This window comes from uncultured Polaribacter sp. (assembly GCF_947495205.1).
Lineage (GTDB): Bacteria > Bacteroidota > Bacteroidia > Flavobacteriales > Flavobacteriaceae > Polaribacter.
Genome location: NZ_CANLXV010000010.1, coordinates 1 through 18308 on the forward strand (window position 1 = coordinate 1; position 18308 = coordinate 18308).

Consider the following 18308-nt stretch of genomic DNA (forward strand, 5'->3'; position numbering starts at 1 on the left):
ATTTTACTCTTTGTTTACGCTGTCAATTTCAATATTTTCAATGAACTTCTTAAAAGTATTTTGTTACCAAAACTAATCAATAACTAATCTCCTAAATTTGTAGAAATGATAGAATCGAACTATCTAACCTGTTTAAAATCTAAACTCTAGTTTTAAATTTTATCGTTATTCCAAAATCTCTTTATGAACGTTTGCTGTTTTTGTTAGCGGGTGCAAATATAGAACTTATTTCTAATCTAACAAGAAAAAATTAAAATTATTTTTTATTTTTTTCTAAACCCTAAAAAAAACTGAACTTGCTTTCCCGAAAAATTTCGGACTGCAAAGATAGTCGCTTTTATTTAACCTCCTAATCTTTTTTGATGTTTTAATTATACACCTTTAATGATGAATAAAACCTATTAACGTTAAACAAATAAAGAAGTGTAGGATCAATACTAAAAGTTATGGAATAGCTAAAAACTGAAAAACTTTGATGTTTTTTTATATCCTCAGACAGTTTACTATCGATTGCAAAACTACTGCGTTAATAAGACTCGCTACATGGGATGAAAAAGATAGGACAAACAGCTCTTAAGAGTTTTAATACTAAAATTAAAGCTTTTAGAACACAATTTGAACGGGTTAGCAATAGACAATTCTTCCTTATTAGACTCACAAATATTTACGCCTAATTATAAAACCCCACAACTTTATGACTTGATCCCTTTTTTAGCTGAATAAAATAGATAAAAACAAAAAAAGCATCTCAAAAGAGATGCTTTTTGCGGTCTGGACGGGACTCGAACCCGCGACCCCCTGCGTGACAGGCAGGTATTCTAACCAGCTGAACTACCAGACCGTTGCTTTTAGCGGTTGCAAATATATAATAGATTTTAATATCTGCAAACAAAAAAACACTTTTTTATTTTATTTTTTTTCTACTGATTAAATAAGCCGTTAAAACATCAGAATAACCCGCATTAATATCTACGGGCACATAATCTATTTGATATTGTAAACACTTGTTTTTTAATTCATTAAAATAATTACTTACAATTGCTGTATATTTTTCCTGTATATTTTCTGCATATACATTAATTTCTTCTCCAGTTTCTACGTCTACAAATTTTTTGGGTGCATTATCAAAATTAAAGTTTAATTCTGTTTTACCATCAAAGGTATGAAACAAAACCACCTCATGTTTGTTGTATTTTAAATGACGTAAAGCCTCAAACAAAGCTGCATCTTCTTTACTGGTCTGAAACATATCTGTAAACAAAAAAATTAAAGAACGTCTATGTATTTTCTCTGCAATTTCGTGCAAATATTTATAGGTTTCTGTTGTTGCATTTGTATCAGACGTTAATAATTGTTCTAGTTGATGCAAAAGCATATTTCTATGGCGCTCACTCCCCTTCTCTGGTGCATAATACTCATAAGTATTAGAATATATACTTAAACCAACAGCGTCTCTTTGTCTTTTTAAAATTTCCATTAAAGAAGCGGCGGCTATTGCAGAAAAACCCACTTTATTTAAATTATTTATACTTTGTTTTTTAACAATAGGATACTGCATAGATGCTGAATTATCTATAATAATATGGCATCTTAAATTGGTTTCCTCTTCGTATTTTTTGGTATATAATTTTTCTGTTTTTGCAAACAACTTCCAATCTATATGGCGCGTACTTTCGCCTTTATTGTATAATTTATGTTCAGAAAATTCTACAGAAAACCCATGAAACGGACTTTTATGCATTCCTGTAATAAAACCTTCTACAACGCTTTTTGCTAAAATATCTAGGTTTTTTATTTCAGATGATTTTACTTCCGCTAAATTCATATTACTTTTTAAGTTTTTGAGCTCTTGTTAAATTATCGGTAGTTTGTAACAACTTCTTTAACAAAATAGGATTATAATTTGAATTATCATCTAAAAAATCTTGTAAAACCGTGTAAGCTTCCGCAGAAGAATAATTACCTATAGAACTTGCGAGCCATCCTTTAGGAAAAAATATATCTCCTGTTAATTGTACCTCTTCTAATTTTTCTAAAATTGGTTTTAAATGTTTTATGGCAGATTTTTGTCTTAAGGGATGGTGTATGTTTGCCAATGCTGTTTGCACCCAAGATTCATTAGCTCTATTTTCTTTTTGCAATAAAGTCTTCATAAAAGCATCTCTTACCTTTACATTATCAGATAAAGAAGGTAGCAACCAAACAAAACGTTTTAAACGATCTGGATTGGTAATTAGTTTTTGTTGTTTTTCTAAAATATCTTGTGCTTTTGCAGGATTGTATATGACCAATTGCATTGCCAAAACGGTGTAATCATTTTCATTTAAAAACAAGTTTTTAATGGTTTTGTTCTTTTCCCAAATTTGATACATTAAACGATTTGCTTGCTCAGAAAATGCAAGAGCTTGATAGAGTTTAAAAATAGTTTTTTTAAGATTTGCAGCTAAGTCTTGTGCCAATAAGTTAGATAATTTACTGTGAATATCCGCTTGCAATTCATGTTGTTTTGTTTCACTTAAAAACTTCCAAAAAATAGTTTGTATGCTACGCGACAAGTAATTTGCTATCAGTTCGTTTTTTTCTGTAAGAATTGCATTAAAAAATACATGATACGTTTCTAAAGCATCTATATTTTCTAAAAGCATATTTTCATAAAGGTTTATGAACTGATAACCTCTAGAAACCTCATCTTTAATTCTTGCATAGGTTTTAATCTTATCTTTATAGAAAGGAAACACACCATAACCAAAACCGTTTGTATTGTATAAAACTTGCCCTGGTTTAAAATCTTTTGTAGCACTTGTAATGTCAAAAGATTTGCCCATGTTTCTTACATTTATATTTTTTACATAACCTCTTGCATCTCTTAATTGAATTTTAAAAGACTGTGTCCAAACCTTATTAGAACCGTCTGCTGCTTTTTGATGAATCACAAACTTGGTTACATTTCCTTTTGCATTCAATTCTATTTCTTCATAAAAAATAGGTCTCCCAGAAGAATTCACCCAAACATCAGACCAACTTTTAATACCACCTTTGCTCTTTTTATCTAAAATATCAATCAACTCTTCCCAATCTGCATTTCCGTTTGCATAGGTTTTTATGTATTGTTGAATACCTTGTTGAAACAACTCTTCACCCAATAAATACTCTAACTGACGCATCATTATTGGCGCTTTGTTATAAATAATTCTACCATACAAAGAACCTGCATTTTTTAAATTGTCTAATTTTTGGCGAATAGCATTGGTTCCTTTTGTTCTATCTTCTGAATAGGCAGCAGGATAATGAGACATCATAAAACTTAGGTTATGATTGATTTCTGGGTACACAGGATTTACAATTTTATCTGCCATAAAATTGGCAAAAACTTCTTTCATCCAAACATCATTAAACCATTTCATGGTTACCAAATCTCCAAACCACATGTGCGAAGTTTCGTGAGCAATTAATTTGGCTCTTCTTAATTTTTGCGTTTGCGTTGCATTTTTATCTAAAAATAAAGAAGATTCTCTGTACTGAATTGCGCCAACATGTTCCATACCACCATATTGAAAAGGTGGAATTGCTGCAAAATCCATTTTTTGAAACGGGAATTTTACTAAAGTATAGTCTTCTAAAAATTGAAGTGCATTTTGATGAATTTCAAAAACCTTACCTACACTTTCTGCTATCTTTTCTTTGTTATTTTCTCTGTATAAAAAACGCATATCAAATGCACCAGGATTTTTAGTTTCTTCAGAAAATTTACCTGCCACAAAAGAAAATAAATAAGTACTCATTAAATCAGAAGTTTTAAAAGTATGTTCTTTAAAACCATCTATTGCCAAACTACTTTCTTTAAAACTAGCTGCCAAAACTTGCCAATCTTCTGGAGCTGTAATTCTTAAATTGTACTTAGCTTTTATATCTGGCTGATCAAAACAAGGAAACAACGTACTTGCTCTGTCTGGCACCAATAAAGTATATAAAAATTCATCGTTTCTGTTTAATGATTTTTCTCCAGCATTAAAAAGTATGTCTACTTTATTTTCTCCTAAAGTTAGTTTTGTTTTCGAAATAATTAAATGTTCTTTTTGATGCTCTATTTCTGAAACTTCACCATTAATACTTAAAGTTTTAAGATTAGATTTATTTGCATTAAAATCTAAAAAAACATCATTTTTTAAATCATTAACCGTAAAATTAATTTTTAATTTTGATGCAATTACTGCTGTTTTTTCTTTCGGAATTTTAAAATGAAGATTGTACACAACATTTGTAATTTGTTGCTTTCTATACTTTGCCAACTCGTAAGAAATTCCGTTTTCTAATTTTAATTTTCCTTCTTGAAGATTACAAGAAATCATGAAAACAAGTAATAAAACAGCAATTATTTTTGTTATTAAACGCATAAGCATCGTATTTAAAATAAGGTTAAGAAACTTTAAAAATAGAAATATAAAATTACAAATTAAATAAACACATTGGGTTATTACAAAATAGATTTCCTTAAAATGAATGCCTAAAACAAAAAACCACGCTAAAAAGCGTGGTTTTTTGTTTTATTATGATTTGTACTATTTAAATAGCAGCATCAATTTTACCAGTGTAAACGTTTTTTGGTGCAACACCAACTTGTTTATCTACAACCTCTCCGTTTTTAAAAATTAAAACTGTTGGTATGTTTCTAACACCATATTTAGCAGCAAATTCTTGATTTGCATCTACATCTATTTTACCAACAACAGCTTTACCATCATATTCCGTAGAAATTTCATCTACAATTGGGCCAACCATTCTGCATGGTCCACACCAAGCCGCCCAAAAATCTACTAATACTGGTTTATCTGATTGTAATACTACCTCGTCAAACGTTGCGTCTGTAATTTCTAATGCCATTTTTATATTTTTTTAATTATTATTATCTTTTTGTATAGCAAATGTAAACAAATAAATGATTTCTATTTTTTAAGAAAATTGCTTTTTACTATCTATCTATCAATAGTAATTATAAACATACCAAAATAAATGGTAATTTCTCCTTAATTTTAAAAATAGTTTTATCAAATACTAAAACAGCTCTTTTGCAATAGCATGTATATTATCACTCTTACCCATAGAATAATAGTGTAAAAAAGGCACGCCAGCAGCTAACAATTCTTTAGATTGCTGTATGGCAAAATCTACACCTACTTGCCTAACATCTTTATTTGTTTTACAATTTTCTACTTCATTAATTAAATCTTCAGGAATATCTATTCTAAAAACTTGTGGCAATAATTGCAAATGGCGCTTTACTGCCAACGGCTTAATACCTGGAATAATTGGTACGTTAATACCCATTTCTTTTGCAGCTTTTACAAACTCAAAATACTTTTTATTATCAAAAAACATTTGAGTAACCACATAATCTGCGCCAGCATCTACCTTTTGTTTTAAACGCTTTAAATCTGTTTGTAAAGAAGGTGCTTCTAAATGTTTTTCTGGATATCCTGCAACACCAATACAAAAATCTGTGCTATTATTTACTTCTATAGCATCATGCAAATATTTACCAGAATTCAAATTACTAATCTGTGCAACCAAATCGCCAGCATATTGATGCCCATTTTTACTTGGCTCAAAATATTTTTGATGACTCATAGCATCTCCTCTCAACGCCATTACATTATCTATTCCTAAATAATGGCAATCTACCAACAAATATTCCGTTTCCTCTTTTGTAAAACCACCACAAAGTACATGTGGCACAGTATCTACATTATATTTATGTTTAATTGCAGCACAAATACCCAAAGTTCCTGGGCGCATTCTAGTAACTTTTCTATCTAATAAACCAGATTTTTCTACATAAACATACTCTTCTCTAGACGTAGTAACATCTATAAATGGCGGTTTAAACTCCATTAACGGATCAATATTATTGTACAATTCCTCAATATTATTCCCTTTTTTTGGCGGAATAATTTCAAAAGAAAACAATGTTTTTCCGTTTGCTTTTTTTATGTGATCTGTAATTTTCATTGTATATAGTTCTTTGTTTTTAGTTGGCATTTTTAGATTTGCTAAAAATAAAAATCTCAACTTTTAACTTATTTTTTTGGGCGTTACCACAAGGGTCGCGCTTTCCATTATATCTTTTTTTTCGTACCTCAAAAAAAGGATGCCATTGCAATCGCTAACGCAGCTCGTTTGCCAACGCCATTGATAACAGCAAGAAGCAATCTGTCTATTTAATTAGCGTTTCCTTCAATTCATCCTTATTATAACAAATGTATTCTTTTATTACTTTTCTTTTTAAAACTTGCAAAGTTTTAGAAACCTAGCAAGATAATTTTAAAATAAACCACACAAGTTTTAAAAACCTTTATAATTTACAATTTATTCTTCTGCCAAATTAGGGTGTAACCACTTTCTAGCCTTTTCTTTTGCAATGCCTTTTCTGGTAGAATAATCGGTAACCTGATCATCTGTAATTTTACCCAAACCAAAATACTTGGCTTCTTTATTTGCAAAATAATACCCAGAAACTGCTGCTGCTGGCCACATTGCCAAACTTTCTGTTAAACTTACACCAATTTGTTTTTCTACATCTAACAACTGCCAAATAGTTTCTTTTTCTAAATGATCTGGACAAGCAGGATAACCAGGCGCAGGACGAATTCCTTTATAACTTTCCTTAATCAAATCGTTATTGGATAAAGTTTCATCTGCGGCATAACCCCAATGTTTTGTTCTAATTTGTTTGTGCAAATACTCTGCAAAAGCTTCTGCAAAACGGTCTGCAATGGCTTGTGCCATAATTCCGTTATAATCATCTTCTTTTGCTCTATAACCATCTGCCAATTCTTGTGCACCAAAAATACCCACACAAAAAGCACCCATATAATCTGTTTTACCGGTTTCTTTTGGCGCAATAAAATCTGATAAAGCAATGTTTGGTATGCCTTCTCTTTTCTTTAATTGCTGTCTTAAAGTTCTAAAAACAGCAACTTCTGTTCCTTTTTTCTGAATAGAAATATCATCTTCATGAATGGTATTGGCTTCAAATAAACCAAAAATTGCCTTTGGTTTTAAGAGTTGTTTTGCAATAATTTCATCAATCATTTCTTGTGCTTCTTTATACATTATAGAAGCTTGCTCACCCACAACTTTATCTGTTAGAATATCTGGGAATTTCCCATGCAAATCCCAACTTCTAAAAAACGGACTCCAATCTATAAATGGCACCAATTCTTTTAAACTTAATTGTTCTAAAGTTTGAATTCCTAATTCTTTAGGCTTTACAATTTCAGAAGTTTCCCAATCAATTTTATATTTGCGTTTGCGTGCTTCTATTATAGAAATGTATGATTTTTCTTTACCACGTTTTAAAAACTTGGTTCTAAACTCATCATAATCCTTTTTTAATTTAGCAACGTATTCATTTTTTGTTTTCTTGTTTAATAAATCTCCTACAACTGTTACCGCTCTAGAAGCATCATTAACGTGAACTACGGCATTTTTGTATTGTGTATCTATTTTTACAGCAGTATGCGCTTTAGAAGTTGTTGCGCCACCAATAAGCAAAGGCAATTTAAAATTCTGACGTTCCATTTCTTTTGCCAAATACACCATTTCATCTAAAGATGGCGTAATTAAACCGCTTAAACCAATAGCGTCTACATTTTCTCTTTTAGCAGCTTCTATAATTTTTTCTGGCGGCACCATTACTCCTAAATCAACAATTTCATAATTGTTACAACCCAGTACAACAGACACAATATTTTTACCAATATCATGCACATCTCCTTTAACAGTTGCCATTAAAATTTTTCCTAAAGCTTGTTGTTCTTCTCCTTTTTCTGCCTCAATAAACGGATTTAAATAACCAACTGCTTTTTTCATTACACGGGCAGATTTTACCACCTGTGGCAAAAACATTTTTCCTGCGCCAAATAAATCTCCCACTACATTCATACCAATCATTAAATTACCTTCAATAACTTCAATTGGTTTTTCTGCTTGCAATCTTGCTTCTTCTACATCTTCAATAATAAAGGCATCAATACCTTTTACCAAAGCGTGTGTAATTCTGTCTTGTAAAGGGTTTTCTCTCCAAGATAAATCTACTGTTTTTTCTTTTTTAGAACCTTTTACCGTTTCTGCAAAATCTAATAAACGCTCGGTTGCATCTTCTCTTCTATCAAGAATTACATCTTCTACATGTTCTAATAAATCTTTTGGAATATCATCATAAACCTCTAACATTGTAGGGTTTACAATTCCCATATTCATTCCATTTTGAATGGCATAATACAAGAAAACAGAGTGCATTGCTTCTCTTACACCATTGTTTCCTCTAAATGAAAATGAAACATTACTTACACCACCACTTACAGAAACATTTTCTAGATTTTCTCTTACCCATTTTGTAGCTTCAATAAAGTCTATAGCATTTCTTCTGTGCTCTTCCATACCTGTTGCTACAGGAAAAATATTTAAATCGAAGATAATATCTTCACTAGGAAAACCTACTTTATTTACCAAAATATCATAAGAACGTTTTGCAATTTCTATTCTACGCTCATAATTGTCTGCTTGCCCAACTTCATCAAAAGCCATAACAATTACTGCAGCTCCATAACGTTTTATTTGTGTTGCTTCCCAGATAAATTTTTCTTCACCTTCTTTTAAAGAAATAGAGTTTACCACACATTTACCTTGTACAACTTGTAAACCTGCTTCAATAATTTCCCATTTAGAGCTATCAATCATTAAAGGAACTCTACAAATATCTGGTTCTGCAGCAATTAAATTCAAAAAACGAACCATGGCTTCTTTTCCGTCAATTAGACCATCGTCCATATTAACATCTACAATTTGTGCACCACCGTCTACTTGATGTCTTGCAATATCTAGCGCTTCATCAAATTTTTCTTCTTTAATTAAACGTAAAAACTTTTTAGAACCTGCTACATTTGTGCGTTCACCAACGTTTATAAAGTTAGTTTCAGGCGTAATTACCAACGGCTCAAGGCCAGATAATTTCATATAACGCCTTTGGTTGTTAGTTTTTAGTTGTTGGTTATTGGTCTTACTCATACTTATAGTTTCTTGTAATAATTAATAAAACCATTTAATAATTTTTTAGTTGAAATTACTTTTTCTATTGTGGTTTTTAATTCTTTCTCTGAAATATATTCTAAATCAAAAGAGAGATACAACTGTGTTTCTACTTCTTGCAAAGATCCTTTAGCTATATATAAAAAATGAATAGTTTCTTTATTTGACTGTCTTCCAATTCCTTCCGCAATATTTGAAGGTACAGAAACTGAACATCTTCTTATTTGATTTGTTAATCCATAGATTTCCTCTTTTGGAAAAGATTTGGTTAACAAATAAACTGTCTTAACCAATCTTCTTGAATATTTCCAAACATCTAAATCTGTATAATTCATATTTTTACTTGGTTTCTGGTTGTTAGTTTATCGCTAATGGTATTTTGACTTTAACCAAAAACTAAAAACCATTAACTACCAACTAATCTTGGTTTATATTTTGCAGCAATATCTGCAATTACTCTAATATGTTCTGGACTTGTACCACAACAACCACCAATAATATTGATTAAATTTTTCTTTAAATATTCTTCAATTTGCTCTCCCATTTCTTCTGGAGTTTCGTCATACTCTCCAAAAGCATTTGGTAAACCTGCATTTGGATGTGCAGAAATTGCAAACTCGGTTTTGTTAGCAATAGCTTCTAAATGCGGTTGTAATAAATTGGCTCCTAAAGCACAATTAAACCCAACAGAAAGCAGTGGAATATGAGATACCGAAATTAAAAAAGCTTCTGCTGTTTGCCCAGATAAAGTTCTACCAGAAGCATCTGTAATGGTACCACTTAACATTACTGGAATTTCTATATTTCGCTCTGCTTTTACTTCTTCTATAGCAAATAAAGCAGCTTTAGCATTTAGTGTATCAAAAACCGTTTCTACCAAGAGTAAATCTGCACCACCATCTAATAAGGCTTCTGTTTGTTGTTTGTAGGCAATTCTTAATTCATCAAAAGTTACGGCTCTGTAACCAGGATCATTTACATCTGGAGACATGCTAGCTGTTCTGTTTGTTGGACCAATAGAACCTGCTACAAAACGAGGTTTGTGTGGTTCTTTTGCTGTAAATTTATTGGCTACTTCTTTGGCTATTTTTGCAGATTGATAGTTTAGCTCATATACCAAATCTTCCATTTGATAATCTGCCATTGCAATTGTAGTTCCAGAAAATGTATTGGTTTCTATAATATCTGCGCCTGCTTCAAAATACTTGCCATGAATGGTTTTTATAGCTTCTGGTTGGGTAATTGATAGTAAATCGTTATTGCCTTGTAAAGGTGATGGATAATCTTTAAAGCGTTCTCCTCTAAAATCTTCTTCTGTAAATTTATAGGCTTGCAGCATAGTACCCATGGCACCATCTAAAACTAAAATTCTTTCTTGTAAAGCTTTGTAAATATTTGACATATTTTTATTTTCATATGTCATCAGGAAAAGTAAAGTACTTTTGCTGTTATCTTTCAAATATAAAATCTATTTAGAAATTTCTAAAAGATGCTGAAACAAGTTCAGCATATATTTGTAGAATGTAGCACCTTCTTTATCTTTAAAATTACTTTAAAGGTTCTAAAATATTTTAGAACAAGGGTTGCCAAGGTTTCAACGGGTCTAATCCCTCTACCTTTCGTGATAACGTATTATTAAGTTTATGAACTACACTACAAAGAAACGTAATATTTTTTTATTTGTGTAATTATTGTGTTTTAATGTTTATTCTTTTTCAAATAATGTTGATGATAAATAACGGTCTCCTCTATCGCAAATAATAGCTACTACAACACCACTATCTAAACTTTCTGCAACTTTTACTGCACTTGCTACAGAACCACCACTGCTCATACCCGCAAAAATTCCTTCTTCTTGAGCTAGCCTTTGCGTCATTTCTTTTGCCTCTTCCTCATTAACCTCTATAACTTGATCTACCTTTTTTCTGTTAAAAATTGCTGGCAAATATTCTTCTGGCCAATTTCTAATTCCTGGTATTCTTGCTCCTTCTTTAGGTTGCACCCCAACTATGGTAATGTTTTTATTTTTTTCTTTTAAATAATCTGAAACGCCCATAATTGTTCCAGTTGTACCCATGGTACATACAAAATGCGTTACTTGACCTTCTGTATCATTCCAAATTTCTGGCCCTGTGCCTTTGTAATGTGCCTTAGAATTGTCTGTATTATCAAACTGATTTAATCTGTAATAACCTTTTTTATATTTTAATTTTAAAGCATGGTCTCTAGAACCTTCCATACCCAATTCTTTGGGTGTTAAAATTACCTTTGCACCATAAGCGCGCATTGTTTTAACACGTTCTATAGTGCTGTTTTCTGGCATAACTACTACCATATTTACACCTAAAACCTTAGCCATAAGTGCTAAAGCTATACCTGTATTACCACTTGTAGCTTCTACTAAAGTATCTCCTTTTTTAATATTTTTTCTTTTTAATGCTTCAGAAATCATATTATAGGCAGCTCTATCTTTTACACTTCCTCCTGGGTTGTTACCTTCTAACTTTAATAATAAAGTAACTCCTTCTTTTTTAAAGATATTTTGCGCTTCTACCAAAGGCGTATTTCCTACGAAATCTATGATACTTTTTGTTTTCATATACTTTATCTTCTTTGAAAAATTTTATTTTCTGATTGTACAGTTACTACAGAGTTTGCTGGAGTAGATTCTGTAATACATACATTGGCTCCTATTACAGAGTTTGCGCCAATAACAACATCACCACCTAAAATAGTTGCATTTGCATAAATAACCACGTTATTTTCTATTGTTGGGTGTCTTTTTGTTGAAGCCATATTCTTTTTTACTTGAATACCTCCTAAAGTAACTCCTTGAAATATAGTTACATTATCTTTTATAACCGTAGTTTCTCCTATTACAATACCTGTAGCATGATCTATAAAAAAGGACTCGCCAATTGTTGCTCCTGGATGAATATCTGTACCTGTTGCTCCATGTGCAAACTCGCTCATCATTCTTGGTAAAACAGGTATTTCTTGTTGTAATAATTGATTGCTTAATCTGTATACTGCAATGGCATAAAAACCTGGATATGCTAAATAAATTTCTCTTAAACTTTTTGCCGCAGGATCTCTATTTACTGCTGCTAATGCATCTAAATCTAATTTTCTTCTAATTTCTGGAAATGATTTTTCGAAATCTAACCAAAAACAATCTTGATTTTTAATTTCTAGTCTTTCTAAAATTTTAAGAAATTTATTTTTTGTGGCTTCTCCGTTTTTACGCTGATAGCTTTTATGAAAAAGACAATTGATTATTTCTTTAGAAAAAACAGCTACAGCGTCTCTTAAACACATGCTGTAATTTTTTAAATCTAAAGCTGCTGTTGTTTCTTGTTTCATAACAAAAATTATGATTCTGGAGCTAACTCTACTTCTAAACCGTCTATTTCTGGCGTCATTTGTATTTGACAACCTAACCTACTGTTATCTTCTACATCAAAAGCTTCTGCTAACATGGCGTCTTCATCATCACTCATTGCTGGTAACTCGTGATTTGATTTTACATAACATTGGCAAGAGGCACACATTGCCATACCACCACAAACGCCAATTGTACCTTCTGGAGCTAGTTCATAAGAACGTACTACTTCCATTAAATTCATGGCCATGTCTGTTGGGGCAACAATATCATGTGTTACGCCATCTCTATCTGTTATTTTTATGTTGATGTCTTGCATCTAATTTTCTTTTATTGCTATTGTATGCAAATTTACATAAACCTTACAAAGTAATTGTGCTATTTGCTAAAGAAATCAATTAATTTCAAACAGGTTTAGCCCAGATTGAAGCTTTGTTTGAGCTCTTTTTTGCCAGATCCTGAATGAAATTCTGGATCTGGCAAAAAAAGCGAGTGCTGAAAGCTGGAAATAGCTTCAAAAAAAAAATAAACTATTGAATTGCTTTTACAACTGCTTTTGGTGCTTCTTTCTTGGTACCATCAAAACCTTGTACACCACCAACTGTGGTATATTTCATTACGTATTTTTTGTCTGGAAAAATTCTTTGAAATGCACTTTGACACATTAAAGTTGCCTCGTGAAAACCACATAGAATTAACTTTAATTTACCTGGATATGTATTTACGTCTCCAATGGCATAAACACCTGGTATATTAGTTTGGTAATCTAAGGCGTTATTAACTTTTATGGCGTTTTTTTCTATTTCTAAGCCCCAGTTTCCTAAAGGACCTAATTTTGGTGACAGCCCAAATAATGGCACAAAATGATCTGTATCTATAGTAAATGCTTCTTCGCCTTTCTTTTGTATGGTAAGGCCTGTTACTTTATCATCTCCTAAAATACCTGTAATTTCTGCGGGTGTTATTAATGCAATTTTATTGGCATCTTTTAGTTCTTGTACTTTTTCTACAGAATCTAATGCGCCTCTAAACTCGTTACGTCTGTGCACTAAAGTTACAGATTTAGCAACATCTGCTAAGAATATAGACCAATCTAATGCAGAGTCTCCACCACCAGCAATTACTACATTTTTATTTCTGTAAAATTCTGGTTCTTTAATAATGTATTCTACTCCATTATCTTCAAACTTACTAATATTATCTAGCTTTGGTTTTCTTGGTTCAAAAGAACCTAAACCACCTGCTATGGCTACCACTTTTGCGTGGTGTTTTGTACCTTTGTTAGTGGTAACTATAAAGGTACCATCGTCTTGCTTTTCTAAAGTATCTGCGCGCTCTCCTAATGTAAAACCTGGCTCAAATTGTTTAATTTGTTCCATAAGGTTGTCTGTTAAGTCGCCCGCTAAAATTTCTGGATAAGCAGGAATATCATAAATTGGTTTTTTAGGATAAATTTCTGAACATTGGCCACCTGGTTGTGGTAATGCATCTATTAAATGACACTTTAATTTTAATAAACCAGCTTCAAAAACGGTAAATAATCCTGTTGGTCCTGCACCAATTATTAATATATCTGTTGTAATCATAATTTTAATTTTAAAAAAACAAGTTTGTTTTTGTTGTTTTTTTTAATCCCTACTAATCCTATAGGGTACAAAGATTGTAATTTTAATTCTTATTCTACTCCTTTTTAATTGAAATAATTTTATTTTTATAGTATAGGTAAAAAAAACTCTTTTTTTATATGAATTTCTAAATATTATAAGTTAAAACAACGCATAAGCTTAAAATATATTTATTTTTAATTGAAATCAATTTTTAAATTGCTTTAAAAAAATAGCGTCGTTTTTTTGTTTCGCTTTTATTACCTTTTGTATGTCGTTGTTTGGTATTAATACTGACAATACATATTGTTTAATTACCCAATTGTTATTTATTTTTTCTAACACTCCAGAACCTCTGCAGGTTCCCATCCACGTGCGTAACCGTTCATTAAACCATACAAACTCTCCAGAATTTGCTATAAAAATATTTCTATCTAAGGTTTTAAAATTCCAAGCCTTACCTTTATCAAAATAAGGTTTGCTAAATTTTGCAAAGTCTTTTTTTGTCCAGGTTTCTTCTGCTGCTGTACCTATATAAATTGATGAACTATCTAAAGCCTTAAAATAATTTTTATAATTGGCCTCTGATGCCGCTTTGTGCCAATTTATCATAAAAGTATTAACGTCTGCTTTAATGCTGCTTTTGTTTATCGTTTTTTTAGATATGGCGCCACAGCCATAAAAAAAGAAACTCATTACAAAAACCAATAACATCTTTTGCATACTACTTACTCTTTTGTTGTTTTTAAAACCTGCTTCTTTTTATTACTGGCTCGTTTTTCTAATAAGCGCGCATTTATAGTTTCTTTAGAAATAGCATCTATTTTAGTAGAATCTAAACCTACGTGGTTTATTTCAACCTTTACTTCATCTTCTAATTTATTTTTTAAGAGTACTGTATTTATTTTAATATTTACAGCAGAAAAAGCAGCTATTGTTTTAGCTACTTGATCATTTACTTCGTAAGCTTTAATTGCAGGTATTTCTTTTAAATCTACCAAACGTAATGTTTCATTGTATAAAATATTTACTCTTGCGCCAAATGATGGCACATCAAATATTTCTGGCTTTATGGTATCTTTTAGTTTTTTTACTAAATCTTTTAATTCTAAAGCATTGTTAAGTGCTTCATTTGGTGAAATATTTCTATATTTTACAAGAAATGAATCTACAGCCTTTAAAGAACTCCAATTTTTTACTGATTTTAAAAAATGACGCTTAACCCCAACCGTTTTTTGGTGTTTTTCAGCAACACTCATTAAAGGTTTAGGTTTAGTATCCGCTTTGTCTTTTTCTGTTTTACTTCCACAAGAAAAAACTAAAAAGACTATTGTTAAAAAAGTTATATATTTCACAAGATCAATTAAGCATACAAAAATACGCAAATTAAAATACCTAAAAAAAAATTAAGAAAACTGTAGCAGACCAAAAAAGATAGTATCTTGTAAGTATTTTTAAATTGCAACGTCTTAAAAGAAACAAAAATCAACATATATTTCTTAGTAAAAGAAAAGTACACCTAAAAGAAATTTTAATACCATGAAAGAAATTCTACAAAATAGTTTAGAAAACACCATAACTTACCAACAATACAGAGATTTAGTAAGTAATTTACTAAAAGAAAATAAATCTACAGGGCCTACACAGTCAGAAGCACTAACTAATTATAGTAAGCTGAATGATCGCCGTATGAAAAGGTTAGATAAAACTATTAAAATTACAGCAACAACGGCAGCTTCTTTTGCTAAAATTACAAAGACACAAACTTGGGTGGTAATTACAGAAGGTTGGTGTGGAGATGCTGCTCAAAACTTACCTGTTCTTAATAAATTAGCAGATTTAACTGGTAAAATTGACTTGAAAATTGTTTTAAGAGATGATAATTTAGCATTAATGGATTTGTTTTTAACCAATGGTGGTAGATCTATACCTAAACTAATCGCTTTAGATACCGAAAATAATGTATTATTTACTTGGGGTCCAAGACCAAAAACAGCCACACAAATGGTTGCAGATTACAAAGCAACACATGGCGCAATAGATGCAGAATTTAAACAAGATTTACAAGTTTGGTACAACAAAGATAAAGGTGTTAGTGTACAAGAAGACTTTATAGAACTTACCGAAAAAGCGGAATTGATAGAAGCTTAGATTTATAAAAACTTAAAATATAGAGCCGTAAATAACATTGTTATTTGCGGTTTTCTTTTTCCCTATATTTGTCAACTAAATATAAATTATGTTTGTAGATTTTGATGCCATTCCTGAAGATGCTAAAGTTTGGATATACCCTTCTAGTAGAAAATTTTATAATTCAGAAATTGAAGAAATTACAGATAAAGTACAGTTTTTTGTAGCTAATTGGAAAGCAGAAAATGCTGATTTTAAAGCATCTTATAAAATCTTATACAACAGATTTATAATTTTAACTGCAGATGATGTTGCTACTCCTTTAACAAATAAAGATATAGATGCTTCTGTGCGTTTTATTCTAGGACTACAAGAGGCTTATAAAATTGAACTGCTAGACAAAATGAATGTTTGTTTTAAACAAGGTGAATATGTACAATACAAAGATTTAAAAGATTTTAAAAAACTACTCAAAAATAAAGCCCTAACTGGTAAAACTATAATTTTTGACAATTTAATTACCACTAAACAAGATTTTGAAAATTTTTGGGAAATTCCCATAGAAGAAAGCTGGTATAGCAGATTTTTAAAAAAGTGAAGAAAATTTAATACTGTAATTTTTCAACCTACACACTTGCTGAGAAAATGTTTGAACTTGAGCGAGTAAGCTTCCAATATTTTTTTAGTAAATATTTAATTCATTACATTAAAACTTTAGATGTAAAAAAACTTTTTACCTGCCGATTCATAACGATTTAATTATTTGTTTTAGAACAAAAATATTTATGAATCATATACTGAGTAATTGGTTTTAATGTTTTTCCAGTTTCTGGATGCAACCCTAAGGATGTAAATATTTCTAAATCTCCTTTTAAATTTTTACCATACCAAATTTGCACTATTCCTTTTTTATCAAAAAACGCTACATCACAACTCGGTTCTATTTTTTTGAAAAATTTTATTCTTTCTTCTTTGTAAATTTTTAGTTGACCTACATTGTATTTTTCTGTATCAAATTTAACTTCAACATATTTATTATTATCCCAAACCATCCATTTTTGTTTATTTATAGAAAAAAAGACTGAAAGTATAAGGAAGATAATACTTAATATAATAGCAAATTTATTGTTTTTTACACCTTTTAAAATTCTCTCAAACGGTTTAATTTTTTTGTTTTTTTGTTCTTGCTCATGTATTTCATCCGTGTTATTTGAGGTTACATTCTTTTTAACAAAATCAATATAATTCTCATAACCTAAATATTTACACAAAGAATTTATTACAATTTGTTGTTTAATTACAACTTTCTTCTCTTTATTCTTTCTCGCATCATTATATAAAACACGTAAACTTTTATCACCAAAAGAACATTTAAAATTATTCCATAACGCTTCTGAAATTCGTTCTGATAATTTGTGCGTTGATACAGATAAACCCGTCTCTTTTAGCTCCTCTTTATCTGCTTTCGCAAAGACCTCTAATATCAATTTTTGATGCATATCTAAACGTATTTTCTGGTTGTTAAATTACAAAAAACTATGGAAAATAAATGGAAAATCAATTCCAAAAAATTTCCAAATACCTTCCGTACTATTTCCAATCATTACATCAAATTATTTCTTCATTTGTACTAGAATTGATTACTGAATTGCATGCACAATAGCTTGTAAAACAGTATTCATTAAAATTGGAGCAGCAAGTAGAGTTGTTTAGCTAAACTGGGAAGTAACCTAACTTCTTTACTTCTGCAAACCAAACTTCCCGCAAAAAAAGAGACGTCTTTTTTTAACATTTAGCGTGTTGCTAGTGCACTAAAAAACTGAGTAAAAAAAACACTCGGACTACAACACTATTGTTCAATTTTAACTAAAACAAAATGAAAAAAATAATTTTAATTACGCTTACAATTTTTCTAAATATGTCTTTATTTTCATGTTCTGAAAGTGATGATTTGGATATTCAAGAAAACCAAGGAGTAGAAGTCCAAAACGAAAGTAAAGCCTGTTGCGATGGAAACGAAGAAATTCTTCCGCCACCACCACCTAAACCAACAACAAATAATGGTGATTAAAATAGTTTAATTACTCAATATTAGTTAGTATTTT

Annotated in this window: 17 protein-coding genes, 1 tRNA gene and 1 riboswitch; of the genes, 3 read left to right on the forward strand and 15 right to left on the reverse strand. The window is 30.6% G+C overall.

The window, feature by feature from the left end:
- Positions 1-767: 767 nt before the first annotated feature.
- The 14 genes from Q0762_RS10435 to Q0762_RS10500 all read right to left on the reverse strand — a co-directional run bounded on the left by Q0762_RS10435 (position 768) and on the right by Q0762_RS10500 (position 15428).
- Positions 768-841 (reverse strand) — tRNA-Asp (locus Q0762_RS10435).
- A gap of 63 nt (positions 842-904) precedes the next feature.
- Positions 905-1825, reverse strand: coding sequence for a DUF58 domain-containing protein (locus Q0762_RS10440; protein WP_298766677.1), 921 nt, complete (start codon positions 1823-1825; stop codon positions 905-907).
- A 1-nt stretch (position 1826) separates the two neighbouring features.
- Complete coding sequence (locus tag Q0762_RS10445) at positions 1827-4394, reverse strand: M1 family aminopeptidase (RefSeq protein ID WP_298766679.1); 2568 nt, start codon at positions 4392-4394, stop codon at positions 1827-1829.
- Between the two features lie 169 nt (positions 4395-4563).
- Entirely contained in the window at positions 4564-4881 is a 318-nt protein-coding gene (gene trxA / locus Q0762_RS10450; RefSeq protein ID WP_298766681.1) for a thioredoxin, read from the reverse strand.
- 171 nt (positions 4882-5052) lie between these two features.
- Complete coding sequence (metF, locus tag Q0762_RS10455) at positions 5053-6006, reverse strand: methylenetetrahydrofolate reductase [NAD(P)H] (RefSeq protein ID WP_298766891.1); 954 nt, start codon at positions 6004-6006, stop codon at positions 5053-5055.
- A 357-nt stretch (positions 6007-6363) separates the two neighbouring features.
- Positions 6364-9066: a methionine synthase gene (metH, locus tag Q0762_RS10460; RefSeq protein WP_298766683.1), complete on the reverse strand. Its 2703-nt coding sequence runs from the start codon at positions 9064-9066 to the stop codon at positions 6364-6366.
- Positions 9067-9068: 2 nt separating this feature from the next.
- Positions 9069-9422: a four helix bundle protein gene (locus tag Q0762_RS10465; protein WP_298766685.1), complete on the reverse strand. Its 354-nt coding sequence runs from the start codon at positions 9420-9422 to the stop codon at positions 9069-9071.
- Between the two features lie 71 nt (positions 9423-9493).
- Positions 9494-10489 carry a homocysteine S-methyltransferase family protein gene (locus Q0762_RS10470; RefSeq protein ID WP_298766687.1) on the reverse strand — a complete coding sequence of 332 codons (996 nt, stop codon included), beginning with the start codon at positions 10487-10489 and terminating at the stop codon, positions 9494-9496.
- A gap of 43 nt (positions 10490-10532) precedes the next feature.
- Positions 10533-10718, reverse strand: a riboswitch (SAM riboswitch).
- A gap of 74 nt (positions 10719-10792) precedes the next feature.
- Positions 10793-11686, reverse strand: a complete 894-nt coding sequence (gene cysM, locus Q0762_RS10475) for a cysteine synthase CysM (protein WP_298766688.1) — start codon at positions 11684-11686, stop codon at positions 10793-10795.
- A 5-nt stretch (positions 11687-11691) separates the two neighbouring features.
- The gene (epsC, locus tag Q0762_RS10480) at positions 11692-12450 is read right to left on the reverse strand and encodes a serine O-acetyltransferase EpsC (RefSeq protein WP_298766690.1); all 759 of its coding nucleotides are present in this window, start codon (positions 12448-12450) and stop codon (positions 11692-11694) included.
- 8 nt (positions 12451-12458) lie between these two features.
- Entirely contained in the window at positions 12459-12788 is a 330-nt protein-coding gene (locus Q0762_RS10485; protein ID WP_298766691.1) for a 2Fe-2S iron-sulfur cluster-binding protein, read from the reverse strand.
- A gap of 211 nt (positions 12789-12999) precedes the next feature.
- Entirely contained in the window at positions 13000-14055 is a 1056-nt protein-coding gene (locus Q0762_RS10490) for an NAD(P)/FAD-dependent oxidoreductase (RefSeq protein ID WP_298766692.1), read from the reverse strand.
- A gap of 225 nt (positions 14056-14280) precedes the next feature.
- Positions 14281-14796, reverse strand: coding sequence for a nuclear transport factor 2 family protein (locus Q0762_RS10495; RefSeq protein WP_298766694.1), 516 nt, complete (start codon positions 14794-14796; stop codon positions 14281-14283).
- 5 nt (positions 14797-14801) lie between these two features.
- Positions 14802-15428 carry a hypothetical protein gene (locus Q0762_RS10500; protein WP_298766696.1) on the reverse strand — a complete coding sequence of 209 codons (627 nt, stop codon included), beginning with the start codon at positions 15426-15428 and terminating at the stop codon, positions 14802-14804.
- Between the two features lie 184 nt (positions 15429-15612).
- Here Q0762_RS10500 and Q0762_RS10505 point away from each other — a divergent pair, with 184 nt between their 5' ends.
- Complete coding sequence (locus Q0762_RS10505; protein ID WP_298766698.1) at positions 15613-16224, forward strand: thioredoxin family protein; 612 nt, start codon at positions 15613-15615, stop codon at positions 16222-16224.
- 88 nt (positions 16225-16312) lie between these two features.
- Positions 16313-16801: an ABC transporter ATPase gene (locus Q0762_RS10510; protein ID WP_298766699.1), complete on the forward strand. Its 489-nt coding sequence runs from the start codon at positions 16313-16315 to the stop codon at positions 16799-16801.
- A 157-nt stretch (positions 16802-16958) separates the two neighbouring features.
- On the opposite strand, the gene Q0762_RS10515 is transcribed toward Q0762_RS10510, so the two are convergent.
- Positions 16959-17702, reverse strand: coding sequence for a hypothetical protein (locus Q0762_RS10515; protein ID WP_298766701.1), 744 nt, complete (start codon positions 17700-17702; stop codon positions 16959-16961).
- 419 nt (positions 17703-18121) lie between these two features.
- Between Q0762_RS10515 and Q0762_RS10520 the strand changes: the two genes are divergently transcribed.
- On the forward strand, positions 18122-18274 hold the full coding sequence (locus Q0762_RS10520; RefSeq protein WP_298766703.1) for a hypothetical protein: 153 nt from the start codon (positions 18122-18124) through the stop codon (positions 18272-18274).
- The last annotated feature ends 34 nt before the right edge of the window (positions 18275-18308 follow it).

Coding starts and splice junctions, on each gene's coding strand:
- Q0762_RS10490 (WP_298766692.1), bottom strand. CDS start 14,055: ATGATTACAACAGATATATTAATAATTGGTGCAGGACCAACAGGATTA.
- Q0762_RS10465 (WP_298766685.1), bottom strand. CDS start 9,422: ATGAATTATACAGATTTAGATGTTTGGAAATATTCAAGAAGATTGGTT.
- Q0762_RS10510 (WP_298766699.1), top strand. CDS start 16,313: ATGTTTGTAGATTTTGATGCCATTCCTGAAGATGCTAAAGTTTGGATA.
- Q0762_RS10440 (WP_298766677.1), bottom strand. CDS start 1,825: ATGAATTTAGCGGAAGTAAAATCATCTGAAATAAAAAACCTAGATATT.
- metF (WP_298766891.1), bottom strand. CDS start 6,006: ATGAAAATTACAGATCACATAAAAAAAGCAAACGGAAAAACATTGTTT.
- Q0762_RS10505 (WP_298766698.1), top strand. CDS start 15,613: ATGAAAGAAATTCTACAAAATAGTTTAGAAAACACCATAACTTACCAA.
- Q0762_RS10520 (WP_298766703.1), top strand. CDS start 18,122: ATGTCTTTATTTTCATGTTCTGAAAGTGATGATTTGGATATTCAAGAA.
- Q0762_RS10470 (WP_298766687.1), bottom strand. CDS start 10,489: ATGTCAAATATTTACAAAGCTTTACAAGAAAGAATTTTAGTTTTAGAT.
- Q0762_RS10495 (WP_298766694.1), bottom strand. CDS start 14,796: ATGCAAAAGATGTTATTGGTTTTTGTAATGAGTTTCTTTTTTTATGGC.
- Q0762_RS10515 (WP_298766701.1), bottom strand. CDS start 17,702: ATGCATCAAAAATTGATATTAGAGGTCTTTGCGAAAGCAGATAAAGAG.
- cysM (WP_298766688.1), bottom strand. CDS start 11,686: ATGAAAACAAAAAGTATCATAGATTTCGTAGGAAATACGCCTTTGGTA.
- metH (WP_298766683.1), bottom strand. CDS start 9,066: ATGAGTAAGACCAATAACCAACAACTAAAAACTAACAACCAAAGGCGT.
- Q0762_RS10445 (WP_298766679.1), bottom strand. CDS start 4,394: ATGCGTTTAATAACAAAAATAATTGCTGTTTTATTACTTGTTTTCATG.
- epsC (WP_298766690.1), bottom strand. CDS start 12,450: ATGAAACAAGAAACAACAGCAGCTTTAGATTTAAAAAATTACAGCATG.
- trxA (WP_298766681.1), bottom strand. CDS start 4,881: ATGGCATTAGAAATTACAGACGCAACGTTTGACGAGGTAGTATTACAA.
- Q0762_RS10485 (WP_298766691.1), bottom strand. CDS start 12,788: ATGCAAGACATCAACATAAAAATAACAGATAGAGATGGCGTAACACAT.